Annotated in this window: 16 protein-coding genes, 1 other RNA gene and 2 pseudogenes; 10 read left to right on the forward strand and 9 right to left on the reverse strand. The window is 63.0% G+C overall.

Annotated elements, in window-relative coordinates; genetic code table 11:
• Nucleotides 1–14 precede the first annotated feature (14 nt).
• Entirely contained in the window at nucleotides 15–803 is a 789-nt protein-coding gene (hisN, locus tag VJV41_RS00345; RefSeq protein WP_325329930.1) for a histidinol-phosphatase, read from the reverse strand.
• Nucleotides 804–897: 94 nt separating this feature from the next.
• Here hisN and VJV41_RS00350 point away from each other — a divergent pair, with 94 nt between their 5' ends.
• The gene (locus VJV41_RS00350) at nucleotides 898–1224 is read left to right on the forward strand and encodes a hypothetical protein (RefSeq protein WP_325329932.1); all 327 of its coding nucleotides are present in this window, start codon (nucleotides 898–900) and stop codon (nucleotides 1222–1224) included.
• 1 nt (nucleotide 1225) lies between these two features.
• Here the strand turns inward: VJV41_RS00350 and VJV41_RS00355 are convergent, their stop codons facing one another.
• Nucleotides 1226–2590: an FAD-dependent oxidoreductase gene (locus VJV41_RS00355; protein ID WP_325329934.1), complete on the reverse strand. Its 1365-nt coding sequence runs from the start codon at nucleotides 2588–2590 to the stop codon at nucleotides 1226–1228.
• A gap of 103 nt (nucleotides 2591–2693) precedes the next feature.
• Here VJV41_RS00355 and prfB point away from each other — a divergent pair, with 103 nt between their 5' ends.
• Genes prfB through VJV41_RS00390 form a run of 7 tightly spaced genes read left to right on the forward strand, consistent with a single transcriptional unit; the run spans nucleotide 2694 to nucleotide 8205 of the window.
• A complete protein-coding gene (prfB, locus tag VJV41_RS00360; protein WP_325329936.1) occupies nucleotides 2694–3809 on the forward strand; it encodes a peptide chain release factor 2 in 1116 nt (371 codons plus the stop codon).
• On the forward strand, nucleotides 3799–4779 hold the full coding sequence (locus VJV41_RS00365) for a mechanosensitive ion channel family protein (protein WP_325329938.1): 981 nt from the start codon (nucleotides 3799–3801) through the stop codon (nucleotides 4777–4779). The genes prfB and VJV41_RS00365 overlap by 11 nt, the downstream gene beginning before the upstream one ends.
• A complete protein-coding gene (locus tag VJV41_RS00370) occupies nucleotides 4776–5237 on the forward strand; it encodes a hypothetical protein (RefSeq protein WP_325329940.1) in 462 nt (153 codons plus the stop codon). The genes VJV41_RS00365 and VJV41_RS00370 overlap by 4 nt, the downstream gene beginning before the upstream one ends.
• Nucleotides 5238–5282: 45 nt before the next feature.
• Nucleotides 5283–5972, forward strand: a complete 690-nt coding sequence (ftsE, locus tag VJV41_RS00375; protein WP_325329982.1) for a cell division ATP-binding protein FtsE — start codon at nucleotides 5283–5285, stop codon at nucleotides 5970–5972.
• Nucleotides 5973–6866 (forward strand): permease-like cell division protein FtsX, encoded by an 894-nt coding sequence (ftsX, locus tag VJV41_RS00380; RefSeq protein ID WP_325329942.1) that lies wholly within the window; start codon nucleotides 5973–5975, stop codon nucleotides 6864–6866.
• Nucleotides 6867–6868: 2 nt separating this feature from the next.
• Entirely contained in the window at nucleotides 6869–7363 is a 495-nt protein-coding gene (gene smpB, locus VJV41_RS00385) for an SsrA-binding protein SmpB (RefSeq protein WP_325329944.1), read from the forward strand.
• The gene (locus tag VJV41_RS00390) at nucleotides 7360–8205 is read left to right on the forward strand and encodes a DMT family transporter (RefSeq protein WP_325329984.1); all 846 of its coding nucleotides are present in this window, start codon (nucleotides 7360–7362) and stop codon (nucleotides 8203–8205) included. The genes smpB and VJV41_RS00390 overlap by 4 nt, the downstream gene beginning before the upstream one ends.
• 110 nt (nucleotides 8206–8315) lie before the next feature.
• Here VJV41_RS00390 and VJV41_RS00395 read toward each other — a convergent pair.
• Nucleotides 8316–8410: pseudogene (locus VJV41_RS00395) on the reverse strand (AAA family ATPase); the annotation flags it as partial.
• A gap of 236 nt (nucleotides 8411–8646) precedes the next feature.
• On the opposite strand from VJV41_RS00395, the gene VJV41_RS00400 reads away from it, so the two are divergent.
• Both VJV41_RS00400 and ssrA read left to right on the forward strand, forming a co-directional pair.
• Nucleotides 8647–9492 (forward strand): maleylpyruvate isomerase family mycothiol-dependent enzyme, encoded by an 846-nt coding sequence (locus VJV41_RS00400; RefSeq protein ID WP_325329946.1) that lies wholly within the window; start codon nucleotides 8647–8649, stop codon nucleotides 9490–9492.
• Between the two features lie 97 nt (nucleotides 9493–9589).
• Nucleotides 9590–9957, forward strand: a transfer-messenger RNA (tmRNA) gene (ssrA, locus tag VJV41_RS00405).
• A gap of 676 nt (nucleotides 9958–10633) precedes the next feature.
• Here ssrA and VJV41_RS28905 read toward each other — a convergent pair.
• The 6 genes and pseudogenes from VJV41_RS28905 to VJV41_RS00440 form a co-directional block, all read right to left on the reverse strand.
• Nucleotides 10634–11692, reverse strand: a pseudogene (locus VJV41_RS28905) (recombinase family protein); the annotation flags it as partial.
• Nucleotides 11689–12363, reverse strand: a complete 675-nt coding sequence (locus VJV41_RS00420) for an ImmA/IrrE family metallo-endopeptidase (RefSeq protein WP_325329952.1) — start codon at nucleotides 12361–12363, stop codon at nucleotides 11689–11691. The gene VJV41_RS00420 and the pseudogene VJV41_RS28905, both read right to left, overlap by 4 nt.
• 49 nt (nucleotides 12364–12412) lie before the next feature.
• A complete protein-coding gene (locus VJV41_RS00425; protein ID WP_325329954.1) occupies nucleotides 12413–12799 on the reverse strand; it encodes a helix-turn-helix transcriptional regulator in 387 nt (128 codons plus the stop codon).
• A 195-nt stretch (nucleotides 12800–12994) separates the two neighbouring features.
• Nucleotides 12995–13324, reverse strand: a complete 330-nt coding sequence (locus VJV41_RS00430) for a hypothetical protein (RefSeq protein ID WP_325329956.1) — start codon at nucleotides 13322–13324, stop codon at nucleotides 12995–12997.
• A gap of 86 nt (nucleotides 13325–13410) precedes the next feature.
• Entirely contained in the window at nucleotides 13411–14442 is a 1032-nt protein-coding gene (locus VJV41_RS00435; RefSeq protein WP_325329958.1) for a site-specific DNA-methyltransferase, read from the reverse strand.
• Nucleotides 14439–15323: a replication-relaxation family protein gene (locus VJV41_RS00440; RefSeq protein WP_325329960.1), complete on the reverse strand. Its 885-nt coding sequence runs from the start codon at nucleotides 15321–15323 to the stop codon at nucleotides 14439–14441. Before VJV41_RS00440 ends, VJV41_RS00435 begins: the two co-directional genes overlap by 4 nt.
• Nucleotides 15324–15402: the final 79 nt, after the last annotated feature.

Below are 15402 nucleotides of genomic sequence, written 5' to 3' on the forward strand. Positions count from 1 at the left end.
CTCCGACCGCCAGGCTACCCGTCGCTGAGCCTGCTCAGAACGGCATCGTGCAGCAGACCGTTCGTCGCGACGACGCTGCCTCCGTGCGGTCCGGCGGCGCCATCCAGACTCGTAAACGCTCCGCCGGCTTCGCGCACCAAGATGTCGAGCGCCGCCAGATCCCACAGCGACACTTCGGGTTCCGCGGCGATGTCCACGGCGCCCTCGGCCAGCAGGCAGTAGGACAGGAAGTCGCCGTAGCCGCGCACGCGCCAAACGGTGTCGGTCAGGTCGATGAACCGGTCGCGAAGGCCCAACTTCGCCCATCCGGACAGGCTGGAGAACGACAGGCTCGCCGACTCGATCTGGCCGACCGCGGACACCGTCACCTGTCGTGGTGTGCCACCCGCAACCGACGCGAACGCGCCCTCACCAGACGCGGCCCACCAGCGTCGCAGCAGTGCGGGCGCACTCACCACGCCAACGACGGGGACCCCGTCGTGCAGCAGCGCTATCAGCGTCGCCCACACCGGCACGCGTCGGACGAAGCTCTTGGTGCCGTCGATCGGGTCGATCACCCACTGCCGGCCACTGAAAACCGCTGTGCCGCCGAACTCTTCGCCGAGCACGGGATCGTCGGGCCGCTCCTGCGAGAGCGTGTCGCGCAGCGCGGCTTCCACCGAGCGGTCGGCATCGGTCACCGGCGTCAAGTCGGGTTTTGTATCGACATGCAGGTCCAGCGCGCCGAAGCGGTCCGTCGTGAGCGCATCGGCCTGATCGGCCAGCCGCAGCGCGAGCGCCACGTCATCTTGGACCGTGCTCACGCCTCGACTCGTTCCGGTCCTCGCTCGTCCCTCGCTGCGATCCTCACTCGCGTTCGTCTTAGGGTCGTCATGGCAGCAGTCCTACCATGTCGGTGTGATTGAACTCGCGGTGGCGGTGGTGTTGATCGGGGCGCTTGTGCTGCTGGCCCGGCCATGGATCATGCGACGCCGCGGTATCGGCGGCGACTGGATGCAGGGCACGCTGCTGGTCACCGGCGTGAGCCCGAAGCCCGACGCGACCGGTGAACAACTCGTCACGATCACCGGGGTCATCAACGGACCGACGGTCAACGAGCACGTGGTTTATCAGAGTCTGGCCGTCGACGTCGACCAATGGCCGACGATGGGGCAGCTGTTCCCCGTCGCGTACTCGCCGAAGAATCCGGACAACTGGAACTTCGCGCCGCAGCCGTCGCGCTAGCTCAGCCGTGTGCGATCCGCAGCAGCTCCGCCACGCTGCACACCTTGACCCGCGGACGGCCATGAGGTTCGCCCGCTTTGCGTTCGTAATCGTTGATCAGCTTCCAGTGGTCGTCGGTGATCAGCTTCGGCTGCCGCTCCAACAGCCACTCGACGAGCTTCTCGGAGTAGTCCGCCTCGACATCTGACAACGAAGCCCCCGACAGGTCCGAAATCAGCGTGTCGACGGTTTCCTGCGAGTCCTTCTTATTGCTGCCGATCACACCGGTGGGTCCGCGTTTGATCCAGCCGACCACATACTCGTTGCGGCTGCCCTCGATCCGGCCGTCGCTGTGCGGAATCGTGCCGTTGCGCTCGTCGAACGGCAGGCCGGGCGTCGGCACACCGCGGTAGCCGACGGCGCGCACCACCAGCTGCGCCGGCACCTCTTCGCGCTCACCGGTGTCCTTCGCCACGATGCGGCCGTTGTCGTCGACCAACTCGTTGCGGCCCAACACGATCGCCTCCACGCGTTCGTCGCCCTTGATCTCGATCGGCGACGTCCTGAACCGGAATACGATGCGGCGCTTGGCTCCACGCGGCTCGCGCTCGGAGTATCCGCGTAGCACCTTGATGTTGTTGCGCACCGTCTTGTTGACCGCCTCGAGATCGGCGTCGGAGATGTCCGCGAAATCGGCAGGGTCGACGATGACGTCTACATCCCCCAAACCCTCGAGGTCGCCGAGCTCGCGCAACTCCAGGGTGGTGAACGGCGCCTGAAGCGGACCGCGGCGTCCGATGAGCAACACCTCTTCAACACCGCGGTCGTGCAAGGACTTCAGCGCGTGGTCGGCGATGTCGGTGGTGGCCAACACATCGGGGTCGGTGACGAGGATGCGCGCCACATCGAGCGCGACGTTGCCGTTGCCCACCACAACTGCGCGACCGCTCGATATATCCGGCGCCATCTCCTCGAAGTGCGGGTGCGCGTTGTACCACCCGACGAAGTCGACGGCGGCGACACTGCCGGGCAGGTCTTCGCCCGGTATGCCCAGCGAGCGGTCCGACTGCGCGCCGACGGCGTAGACCACCGCGTCGTAGCGCTCGGCCAATTCGGCGGCCTGCACGTGGTCGCCGACCACGATGTTGCCGAAGAACCGGAACCGCGGATCGGTGGCCGTCTTCTCGAACTGGGCGCTGATCGACTTGATCTTCGGATGGTCCGGCGCCACACCGGAGCGCACCAGGCCCCACGGCGTCGGCAGCATCTCCAGCATGTCCACGCGCACGTCGGCGTCGTCGGTCGTATCGGCGAATTTCAACAGCGATGCCGCGGCGAAGTACCCCGAGGGGCCTGAACCAACGATCGCCACGTGGTATGGGCGCATACCTACCTTTCCAGCCGGGCTGGTTACCAACCCGATGCTAAACGTGCACCCCGCCCGCTGCCGCCGGTCAGGAAGAACTGCCCCGCCGGTACGCTGAACTTTCGTGGATCCTGACCGTCAAGACGATATCGCCGCCCTCGACTCCACCCTGACCACGGTGGAGCGGGTGCTCGATGTCGAGGGTCTGCGCGGTCGCATCGAAAAGCTCGAACACGAAGCCTCCGACCCGCATCTCTGGGACGACCAGACCCGCGCCCAGAAGGTCACCAGTGAGCTGTCCCATACCCAGGGTGAGCTGCGACGGGTCGAGGAACTCCGGCAGCGCCTCGATGACCTGCCGGTGATGTACGAGCTGGCCATGGAGGAAGAAGGGGCGGAGGGCGACAATGCGCTCGCCGACGCAGACGCCGAACTGAAGAAGCTGCGCGAGGACATCGAAGTGATGGAAGTGCGCACGCTGCTCTCCGGCGAATACGACGAACGCGAGGCGCTGGTCAACATCCGCTCCGGCGCCGGTGGCGTCGATGCCGCAGACTGGGCCGAGATGCTGATGCGGATGTACATCCGCTGGGCGGAGCAGCACAACTATGGCGTCGAGGTGTTCGACACGTCCTACGCCGAAGAGGCCGGCATCAAGAGCGCGACATTCGCGGTGCACGCGCCGTTCGCGTACGGGACATTGTCGGTGGAGCAAGGCACGCACCGGCTGGTGCGAATCAGCCCGTTCGACAATCAGGGACGGCGCCAAACGTCTTTCGCCGAAGTGGAAGTGCTACCGGTCACAGAGACCACCGACCACATCGACATTCCGGAAAGCGATGTGCGGGTTGACGTGTACCGTTCCAGCGGCCCGGGCGGTCAGTCGGTCAACACCACCGACTCCGCCGTTCGACTCACCCACATCCCGACCGGTATCGTGGTGACTTGCCAGAACGAGAAGTCGCAGCTGCAGAACAAGGTGTCAGCGATGCGAGTGCTTCAGGCAAAGTTATTGGAACGCAAGCGTTTAGAAGAACGTGCTGAGCTGGATGCGTTGAAGGGTGACGGCGGCAGCTCGTGGGGCAATCAAATGCGGTCCTACGTGTTGCACCCGTACCAGATGGTAAAGGACCTGCGCACCGACTACGAGGTCGGCAATCCGGCTGCGGTACTAGACGGAGACATCGACGGGTTCCTCGAAGCGGGAATCCGGTGGCGCAACAGGCGAGATGACGAATAGCACACTGCTTGCAACATCGATTGCCGAACGCTGGGAAGGTTTTTGGACCGGCACCATCGGCGACTGGCTCCTCATCAGGGGCGTACCGATCGCGCTCTATCTGATTGGCGGCCTGCTGGCCGCCCGGTTCATCAACTGGGGCGCTCGGCGAATCGTTCGGCGGATCGACGCCGAATATCAGGAAAGCGACCAGCTGGTGCGCACGGAGAGCGCCAAGCACCGCCAGGCGGTCGCCTCGGTGATCTCCTGGGTGACGGTCGCGCTGTTGTTCGTCATCGTGATAGTGCAGGTCACCTCGATCCTCGCGATCCCGGTCGGATCCCTGGTCGCGCCCGCCGCCGTGCTGGGCGCCGCACTGGGTTTCGGCGCGCAGCGCGTGGTGCAGGACCTGCTCTCCGGGTTCTTCATCATCACCGAGAAGCAGTACGGCTTCGGTGACCTGGTCTCCCTCACGGTCGCCGGCATCAACGCGCCCGCCGAAGGCACCGTGGAGGACGTCACGCTTCGCGTCACCAAGCTGCGGTCGACCGAGGGCGAGATGTACACCATCCCCAACGGCCAGATCGTCAAGACCGTGAATCTGTCCAAGGACTGGGCGCGCGCCGTCATCGACATCCCGGTTCCGACGTCGGCGGACCTCAACCTGGTCAACGACGTGCTGCACGACGTCGCAGAGAAGGCAATGGACGACGCGGGGCTGCGCGCGCTGATTCTGGACGCTCCCCAGCTGATGGGCGTGGAAAGCATCGAGCTCGACACGGTGAACCTGCGGATGGTCGCGCGCACGCTGCCGGGCAAACAGTTCGAGGTGGGCCGCCGGATACGCGTGCTGGTCGTTCGCGCGCTGCGCCGCGCAGGTGTGGCTTCGCCCACGGACGGCAACGCACCGATGGTGGAAGCCATCGTGCACCCGGCGACGGCCGGCGGCGCCGAGGAAGAGACGCAGGGCCGGCCGGAGCAGCAAAAGTGACCTCGTGGTTGAAGGCCAAGTTCGGCCGGATGCGGGTCTCGACGTTGGTGCTCATCGTCGCGTTCCTCGCGTTGTTCTGGGTGTACCACAACTTCGAACCCACGCCCGCTGCCACGGAAGCGCCGTCAACCGCGGTCGTGCCGCCCGGTTTCGTTCCCGACCCGAACTACACCTGGGTGCCGCGGACGAACGTGCAGCGGCCGACGGAGCCCGAGTACACCACGACCACCACAACGACCACACCGACTACGACCAGCCCGACAGAGACGACCAGCCCGACATCGACCACCAGCCCGACGTCTCCGACGGAGACGCCGACCACGACGGTGATCGACCCGGACGGTCCCGGGCCGATGCCCCCGCAAACCATCACCACGACGCCGACCACCACGCCGACGACCACGCCGACGACGGCGCCGTTAGGGCCCGCACCGACGACGACGGTGCCGCCGAGATAGCCTCACCGGCCCGACCTGCTGCGACCGCTACACTGGCGTGCCGTGATGATCACCCTCGACCACGTGTCAAAGCAGTACAAGTCGTCGGCCCGGCCGGCACTCGACAACGTGTCGCTCCAGATCGACAAGGGTGAGTTCGTCTTCCTGATCGGCCCGTCGGGGTCGGGTAAGTCGACGTTCATGCGGCTGTTGCTGGCCGAGGACACACCCACGTCGGGCAATATCCAGGTGTCGAAATTCCACGTCAACAAGCTGGCAGGCCGTCACATCCCCAGCCTGCGCCAGGTCATGGGCTGCGTGTTCCAGGACTTCAGGCTGCTGCAGCAGAAGACCGTGTTCGAAAACGTCGCTTTCGCGCTAGAGGTCATCGGCAAGCGCGCCGAAGTGATCAACCGCGTGGTGCCCGACGTGCTGGAGATGGTCGGCCTGTCGGGCAAGGCCAACCGGCTGCCGGGCGAGCTGTCCGGCGGTGAGCAGCAGCGGGTCGCGATCGCCCGCGCATTCGTCAACCGTCCGCTGGTGCTGCTGGCCGACGAGCCGACCGGCAACCTCGACCCGGAGACCAGCAAGGACATCATGGATCTGCTCGAGCGGATCAACCGCACCGGGACGACGGTGCTGATGGCCACACATGACCACCACATCGTTGACTCGATGCGTCAGCGCGTCGTCGAACTGGAGCTCGGCAGGCTCATCAGGGACGAGCAGCGCGGCGTCTACGGAATGGACCGCTAAGTGCGCTTCGGCTTCCTCATAAATGAAGTTCTGACCGGGCTTCGCCGCAACGTCACCATGACGGTGGCCATGATCCTGACCACGGCCATCTCCATCGGTCTGTTCGGTGGCGGTTTGTTGGTGGTGCGGCTGGCCGACAACTCCCGCAACATCTATCTCGACCGCGTGGAGAGCCAGGTCTTTTTGACCAACGACGTGTCGGCCAACGACCCGACCTGCGACGCCGACCCGTGCAAGGCGCTGCGGTCGCAGATCGAAAAGCGCGACGATGTGAAGTCGGTGCGGTTTTTGAACCGCGACGACGCCTACAACGACGCGATCAAGAAGTTTCCGCAATACAAGGACGTGGCGGGCAAGGAAGCGTTCCCGGCCTCGTTCATCGTCAAACTCGACAATCCTGAGCAGCACAAGGATTTCGACCAGGCGATCGTCGGCCAGCCCGGCGTGCTCAACGTGTTGAACCAGAAGGACTTGATCGACCGGCTCTTCGCGGTGCTCGACGGGCTGTCCAACGCGGCGTTCGCGGTGGCGTTGTTGCAGGCGGTCGGCGCGGTGTTGTTGATAGCCAACATGGTTCAAGTCGCGGCCTACACCCGTCGCACCGAGATCGGCATCATGCGACTGGTTGGGGCGAGCCGCTGGTATACCCAGCTACCGTTCCTCGTGGAGGCGATGCTTGCGGCGTTCATCGGTGTGGTGATCTCGATCATCGGGCTGGTCCTGGTGCGAGCGATGTTCCTGGAGAACGCGCTCGACCAGTTCTATAAAGCCAATCTGATCGCCAGAATCGATTACGCGGACATCCTTTACATCTCTCCGATTCTGTTGTTCGTCGGCGTAGCGATGGCCGCGGCCACGGCCTACGTCACGCTGCGACTCTACGTACGTCGTTAGCCGTGGCCAAGAAAGCCGACCCGACGAGGTCCAGTAACAACAAGATCGTCGCGACGAATCGCAAAGCGCGACACAACTATTCGATCATCGACACCTACGAGGCCGGCATCCAGCTGGTCGGCACCGAGGTCAAGAGCCTGCGCGAGGGTCAGGCGTCGCTGGCCGATGCGTTCGCCACCGTCGACGACGGCGAGATCTGGCTGCGCAACCTGCACATCCCGGAGTACCACCACGGCAGCTGGACGAACCACCCGCCACGGCGTAACCGGAAACTGTTGTTGCACCGCAAAGAGATTGACAATTTGGTCGGCAAGATCCGGGACGGCAACCTGACGCTGGTGCCGCTGTCGCTGTACTTCGCCGAGGGCAAGGTGAAGGTCGAACTGGCACTGGCGCGCGGCAAGCAGGCGCATGACAAGCGTCAAGACATGGCCCGTCGCGACGCGCAGCGGGAGGTGACCCGAGAGCTGGGCCGGCGGATGAAGGGCATGACCTGATCGGCGTCGCGCTGGCGCTGGCCTCAGCGCTGGGCTACGGCATCAGCGATTTCGTCGGCGGGCTGGCGTCGCGGAGGGTAGCGGCGCTGCGGGTCGTGCTGGTGTCCTATCCGATCGCCATGGCGCTGCTGACCGTCCTCGCTGTGGTCGTCGGCGGGCAGGTCACCCACAGCGCCGTCTTCTGGGGCGCATTGTGCGGCGTCTCGCAGGCATTCGGTGTGTGGTGGTTCTACGCCGCGCTGGGCGCGGGGCCGATCTCGGTGGTATCGCCGCTGACCGCGATCCTGGTCGCGGCGGTCCCCGTCGGCGTCGGCCTGGCGACGGGGGAGCGGCCCGGATTCATCGCGGCGATCGGCGTGGTGCTGGCGTTGGTCGCAGTGGTGTTGGTGAGCCGCGAGGCGACCGACGAAGACGTCAGGCCGCACAGGTTCACCACTCGCGTCGCGTGGTTGACGGTCGGGTCTGGCCTCGCGTTCGGGCTGAACTTCGTGCTGATTAGCCAGGCGCCGGTGGAGGCCAAGTTGTGGCCGCTGGTGTTCGCGCGCGTCTCGGCCAGCATGCTGGTGATCGTCATCGCCGCGATGAGCTCGAACCTGCGCCCGCCGACCGGCACACCCCTGCGGTTGGCGGTGCTGGCCGCGGTACTCGACACCGGCGCCAACGTTGCGATGCTGCTCGCACTGCAGGCGTCGTTGCTGTCGTTGGCGGGCGTGCTGATGTCTCTGTACCCGGCCGCGACGGTGCTGCTGGCAATCGTCGTGCTCCGCGAACGAGTCACTCGCTGGCAAACAATCGGCATGGTGCTCGCGCTTGCGTCGGTGGCCATGATCGCCGCAGGGTAACGTGTACGTTCGTGCCGTTAAGATGGGATGTCGTTGGCAAACGGGAGGGTCAGTGAGCGCCCGAACCAGCGGCTCACCACATCGGCAATGCCGACCTGGTAGAAGCTTGCGCCGAGTTCACCGCTGAGCGCGGAACGCCTGTGCCCCAACGCATCCACTTCGTCAAAGAACGCACACACGGCGCATTGCGGCGCGCATTGTCGAACACGGCCCGGATACTGCGTTCGCTCTCCCCGCAACCGTGTTCGGACCCATACCAGTGTTTACAGCGGTCGGCTTCTTGTTCTTGTTCTTCTCGGCAATCGTGACGTTCGCCGGCCGCTTGACCGGTGAGTAGGCGCGAGCCCCTTCCCCGCGAGCGCCCGTGTTTGTACAGCGACACGCCGCTTCTGGTGTGCATTTTGCGGACGCTCGGCGGCCGCGAGCGCTACGTTCGGCCGAGTGAACAGCCCTTCGCGACCGGTGACAAATCTCGACCGCTCCGACGTGGTCGACGGCCTTTCGGCCGTATGGAACGAGATCGACGAGCTGGTCGCCGGCCTCACCGAATCGCAGTGGCAGACGGCGACGTCGCTGCCGGGGTGGTCGGTACATGATGTCGTCGCGCACGTGATCGGCACGGAGTCGATGCTGCATGGCGTCGCGACTCCGGACGCCGATGCCGACGTGTCGGTGCTCAAACACGTCCGCAACGACGTCGGCATGCTGAACGAACGTTGGGTGCGCAAGCTGCGTGGCGTCGCCCCCGCTGAGCTGCTTGAGAAGTTCCGGGCCACGGTCGCCCAGCGGTGTACCACCTTGGCGGGCATGTCCGATGAGGTATGGAACGCGATCACCGCGACGCCGGTGGGCCCGGACACCTATGGCCGATTCATGAGGGTCCGCGTCTTCGACTGCTGGATGCATCTACAAGATATTCGTGACGCCCTCGAGCAGCCGGCAGCGGACTCGGCGGGACCTTCGTGGCGGCTGGCGCTCGACGAGATAGCAGCCAGCATGGGGTTCGTCGTCGGCAAGCTGGGTGGGGCGCCGGACGGCTCGCGGGTGACCATCGAGCTGACAGGTCCGATCCAGCGGACCATCCACGTGGAGATGCAGGGACGCGGCCGGGTCGTCGAGGACTTTGGCGGCCGGGAGCCGACGTCGACGATCACACTCGACGGCCTGCTGTTCACTCGACTGGCGGGTGGCCGCACGACGCTGGCACAACACCCCGACGCCGTGGTCTACGGGGGCGACGAGGCTGTCGGCCGGCGGGTCGTCGAACACCTCAATTACGTGATGTGACCTGCGCCAACACACCGATTCGGGATGAAATCGTTGTGGTGCTTGGTTGTCACTGGCGTACCATGAAATGTCCCGCCGAAAGTCGGCGGGGATGCGAGGGGCTGAACGGTTTCGACTTCGCGCATCGAATCAAGGGAAGCGTGCCGGTGCAGGCAAGAGACCACCGTAAGCGTCGTTGCAACCAATTAAGCGCCGATTCCAATCAGCGCGACTACGCCCTCGCTGCCTAAGCGACGGCTGGTCTGTCAGACCGGGAAAGCCCTCGGCCCGGACCCTGGCATCAGCTAGAGGGATCAACCGATGAGTTCGGTCGCGGGACTCATCGGGACACCAACAGCGACTGGGATCGTCATCCTGACTTGTTCGCGTGATCAGGAGATCCGAGTAGAGGCATAGCGGACTGCGCACGGAGAAGCCTCGAGGGAATGCCGTAGGACCCGGGTTCGATTCCCGGCAGCTCCACCAAAGGGGTCTTACTCGAACCGGGATCCGAAAGGATGCCGACGAGAGTAAGTCCAGATGATCTGGCCTGTTTTGCTCGACTCGAGGCTCCCAAATCTTGGGGGCCTCGTTTCGTTAGACCCGTCGCGAGCTGGATTACGTTGCCGCCACCGGTGGATCTGACCCGAGCCGCCTGTCGAAAATCGTCGAAGGGTGCCTTCAACGCGTCGTCTAGTACCCCTCGTTCGTCGAGATAGAAACGATTGAAAAACGTCTGGTTGAGATTGCGACGGATGATGTCATCGGCTTCGTGATAGAGCTTTGCAGGATCCTCAACAAGGTCGAGTGCACTGAGAAGAACCTCGACGCCAACCGCAAGCTCTGCGCCCGTGCCTGAAATCTGGGTTTCGACTCGAGTGCGATCCTGCTGAATCTGCCTGAGTTTCGCTCTGATCTTCGCTTGTGGCAATGACCCATCCGCAGCCAAGTCGAGCAGCCGATCGGCTTGGATATCGAGGTTTTTCATCCGCTTGGTCAAGGCGGCGTGCCGTGCTTTGACATCCTTTTGTTCGTCGGAAAGCGCTGCTCGAAGCCGCTCGCGAATTTCCGCAATGAAGTCAATGGGGAGTTTGAGTTCGGCGTAATGATCAACGATCGCTTGCTCCACCACTTCGGCTGGAAGGTACGGCAAGTCGCAGACCCCGTCCTGCCGACCTCGACAGAGAAAGTACCCATAGCGCTTACCGCTCCGATTGCGCGCTTCCGTATAGATCAACCGCGACGTGCGCTCGTTTCGCTCACACCGGTCGCAGAACAAGGCACCTTTCAGGTAGTGCGTTAGGACGCGATCCCGCTGGCCGTTTTGGCTGCGCAGGTTCATGACCTCCTGCACACGATCGAAGAGCGCCTGGTCAACGATGGGTTCGTGACGCCCGGAGTACAACTCGCCCTTGTATCGGACGTACCCGAGGTAATACGGATCACGAAGCACCAAGTGCAGGCGTTTGAACGAAACTATGCGTTCTGGCGTCTTGCCGTAAGCACGAGCCGTGAGGCCAAGATCAGCCATGGTGGCTTCGAGGCGTTCAAGACCGTAGTCGCCTGTCGCATAGAGCTCAAAGGCCTTACGTACGAGGGGAGCACGTTTCGGATCAAGCTGAACGGTGTTGATCAACTTCCCTTCGTGCTCGATGCGAACGTTGAGATAGCCGAGGGGAGCACGTCCATTGGTGCCCCCGTTGGTGGCTTTGTGCAGCATCTTGGTTTGGATATCGAGGCCCTGCAGGGTGTTCTGCAGGCCATTCATGACGTCGAGCATCCCCTCCATCGCTACGGCATGGGGTCCTTCGCCAAAGTCATCTTTCACGGTGACGAGCCGGACCCCGAGCTTTTGCAGTTGGACTTGGACGATGGCGGCGTCGAAGTGGTTACGGAAAGCGCGGGCACGGTTGTACGTGATCACATATTTGATGCCGGGATGCTCGCGGATGTAGGACAACAGTTCGCGAAAAACTGGGCGCTCATCAACCGTTTTCGCCGAGACGCCCGGCTCGACGAACGGCTCGTGCACTACATCGCCGCCAAGATCGGCAGCTTTGGCGAGGCATGCTTCGCGCTGGGTGGCGATAGACAGGCCGTCCGGATCAATGTCGACCGCGGTGTCCATTTGCCGCCTGCTTGACACGCGGAGGTATACGAGCGTTGGCGACAACTCGGGGAGAGTGTCTGTAGAACTCGACGTGCCCTCGCCTGTCGTCATGGTGATGTCTCCTTTAGCGTTGGCCAAGCGTGTGCGCTGGGAACAGGTTTGACTGAAATCGAGCGGTCAGGCGCCAGTACCCCATGAGTGGGAAGATGCCTCATCTGATCATCAAGCAATCCGCACTGTCGAATGCGGACGCCGATCGCTTGTTCACTCACATTGAACAGTCTGGCGAGTTCGCGCGTCTGCTGAATGCCGTTGCCCCATGCACGTTTCAATAGTCGGCGCGGGATCAGCAGGCACCCTGCGAAGTAGTCAGCGGCCTGTTCCGCCTGTAGGTCAGCGGTGGTCTTGTGCGTACCGCGGTATAGGATGTGGCGTCGGCCGTGATCGATGATGTGCTTGTATTCATGGGCCAGCGTGAAGCGGCGACGCTGCCATGATTCAGCTCGGGAGAGCTGAATGATCCAACTCCCGCGTTTGGTGTCCCAGAAGCTCGCGCCAGAGACCAGCCGACCGGTGTAGTCAATAGTTAGTTTCGGCAGTTCCGTGATGAGATCGGTGGGCGTCGGCACTTCTATGAGTCCATGAAGTTCCAGCAGCTTGTTTGCCTGCAGTTCGGCAACACGCAGAGCTTCGGCAAAGGTCAGCTTGTCGTGCGTCGGGATGACGGCTCGGAGACTACCGAGCACGCTCGTGGTTCGTTGTGGTTGCGCTTTTTGATGCATGGTGGTCTCCTTTCTTGCCTCGCAGGGCTTATTTAGTTGTGGTACAGCACTATTCGTCTTCTCCATCGACCGGACCATCGTTCGGGTCGAAGCTAATGCCGTGGCGTTTGGCGACATCGGCGAAATGTGCCTCGATCTCTCGCATAGCCTCATCCGGTAGGTGGTATTTGGTTCGTAGGTACGGTCGGATGGTCGGCAACTCTTGCGGTGTCGTCCACGGGGCGATCGCGAAGAGTTCGGTTGCGGAAATGCCGAGGACCTTGCCCATGGCGAGCAGCGTCTTGGCCGTGGGGCTCGCGATCTGACCGCGCTCAATCCGTGAAACTGTCCCGACATCGACACCAGCTCGACGTGCAACTTCAGCCCCGCTGAGTCCAGCATCAATACGCTTAGAAGTGAGAAGCTCCGAAAGCTGCTTAATCTGATCTGGCGTCATTCTTATTGTCTCCCTTTATATTTCAATCCAATTATATCGCGGTTCTTTGAATGCGTTCAATGGAAATTGACAATTCCACAACGTGAAACCAATTCTGTAGCAGAGGCTTTCCTTTGTCCCTTGAGTGTGAGAGGCCGGTCGGGAAGCGGAGAGTGTCGAGCACTCGATCCGCTTCCCGCCAGCATTTGCAGGAGGTCAGGCCTCCGTGCCTTCGCCTCCTTTCTGTCCGCGGCGGACCGACCGGGCTGCTGCCTGATCATCGCTTTGGAACAAGGTGGCGATGGCTGCTTGGCGGGCAGCGGCTTCACGCTCGATTTCAGCGCGTGCCGCATCCGCCCGGCTCCGAAGATCCGGATCCTCTTTCGCGCGGGCAATGTGCTCGGCGATGGCGACCTGGATCTCGTCGGTGATGGTGCCCTTGCCCGGGCGCAATCCAGCGATAAAGCTGAGTTGCGCGTGGACGTCGGGAGCGAGCTTGATGCCAAGGGTTTTGAAGCCCCCGGCACCTTCGTCCGTGATGGACATTGCGACCTCCTCGGTGCGGTGCGGTCGGTAAACGCTTCGTGCGCTTACGGGGACGACCGCATGACGCCGACGAGTGGAGCGGGCCATCATGCGGCCCGCTCATCGGTTTTGATGCGAGTTCCAGCGTTAGCGATACGGTGCTTAGCCATGGCTGCAAACTCGGGATTTAGCTCAATACCAAGCCAGTCGCGAGACAGTGCCTCCGCGACGACAGCCGTGGTGCCGCTACCGATAAAGGGATCAAGCACGAGGCCGGGTTCACTAGGTGCTGCACAGTCGCACGTTGGGCCAAGCGCTGCCCGCGTTGCAGTGCCGCCAATGGCGCGGATGACGTTACGGCGCCATGGTAGGCGGCAGACGGTACAGCGCGCTTCCGGACAACCCGCCTGGATTGCGCGGCGAGCCAATGGTTCTGGAAACGTCGCGTGATGTGCCCCGCGAAAGTTGCTGCTGGCGAGTCGCCACAGGTCACCAGGATTCTTACCGAGCGGGTGCGCGACGCGGCCTGCGGCTTTCATTGCATCTAATCCAGAGGCAGTGTCAGCGTTGGGCCCGCGCCACGACTCATCACCGCGTTGCTTCACCCGGTATGGCTTTGATCGTGCCGAGCGGTGCGGCTCACGGATTGCGTCGAGGTCGAAGAAGTATGTCGGCTGCTTGGCAAGGACATAAATAAGCTCGTACGTGCACGCCAGGCGGTCCGTGACACTAATCGGCATCGGGTTTGCCTTGGCCCAGATGATCTTGTTGCGGATAACCCATCCATCGCTTTGCAGCCGGAGGGCCAGGCGCTCGGGTGCCATCAGGAGACTCTTGCGCTGCGCGCCTTGCGATTTGTGCGTGGCATACGTGTCTCCGAGATTGAGCCAGTACGTGCCAGTGGGGACAAGTGTGCGCTGGACTTCGGCGCTGATCGCCGCCAAGTGTTCGACCCACAGGTGGACGTTCGCCTCAAGGCCAATTTGACCCGCGGCTTCATAGTTTCTTAACCGGAAATACGGCGGAGAGCTGAGAACCATGTCGACGGAGTGGATGGGTACTTCACGCAGTCGGACAAGAGCGTCGCCGACGAGCAGTTCACGACGCGCGACTGATGCTGGTTGATCGGGTTCTGTCATAGATCACCTCCTTTCTGGAGCAAGGCAGTTAGTTGATTGGGTGCAACGATGCGAAAGAGTGCGTTCGGCACCTGCGGGTCGCGGTCGATAGCGTCACGAAAGGCGGTGCGTCGCTGCTCGGCCCTGAAAGGGTCTGGGTGCGTCATGCTCCAGATGACCAGCGGGAAGCCATCACCGTCAGCCTGTTCGGTGCCCGAACGCCGGTAGGCCTCATAGTCGCGGCATTTCTTGAGCAGTGTCGGGATGTGCTCGGTGCCAAGGTCAACCTCGATGAACCACGGGTTGACGAAGTCACTATCCGCTGTGGTGGCGGTTTCGGCGTAGAGGTCGGCCTTCAGCGTTAGGCGGGCTCCACCCAGACCGACATAGCGGCGCCACGACTGGGGCTCCACGGCGCACATAACGAGTTCGAAATCCTTTTGGCGGTCAGCCGCAATGAGCTGCACGTGCGTTTCAGCGACCGCGAGTCGGTGATTGACAAAGCGCTGCGATGGCTCACGAAAGCCGCGCAGATGCCTGCCAGATCGACCGTCGATCAGCTGGCGGCCAACGACATCGACGTAGTGCGTCATGCCCGAGGATCCGCCACGCACCCCGCCGACCCGCCGATTGATCGCGCCGAGCAGCCGCAGCCGCCGTAGCCGAGCCAGGGCACGCCGGGCAAGCCGACCACCAGTTGCTGGTGGATGGTCGGCAAAGTGAATGGCTTCGATGTGGCGAACGGTGAGGAACTGGTGCTCGGCAACCGATCGCAGTATGGCCCAGTCCCGCTCGCTCAGTCGTTCGGACAGCGCGTCAACGTCTGCCCGCTGCGTCAGCTGCTTGCGGCGTGAGTTCGTGAGTGTGGTGCCCGTGTGGGCACCATCATTCCGCGCGCCCATTTGGCCCTTTGTCGACGTGAGATGACGTGTAGTACTCGAGCGGAATGGACCTGCGATCGGACCGCCGCTATTGCCCTGT

It is taken from the genome of Mycobacterium sp. (genome assembly GCF_035274705.1).
GTDB lineage: Bacteria > Actinomycetota > Actinomycetes > Mycobacteriales > Mycobacteriaceae > Mycobacterium.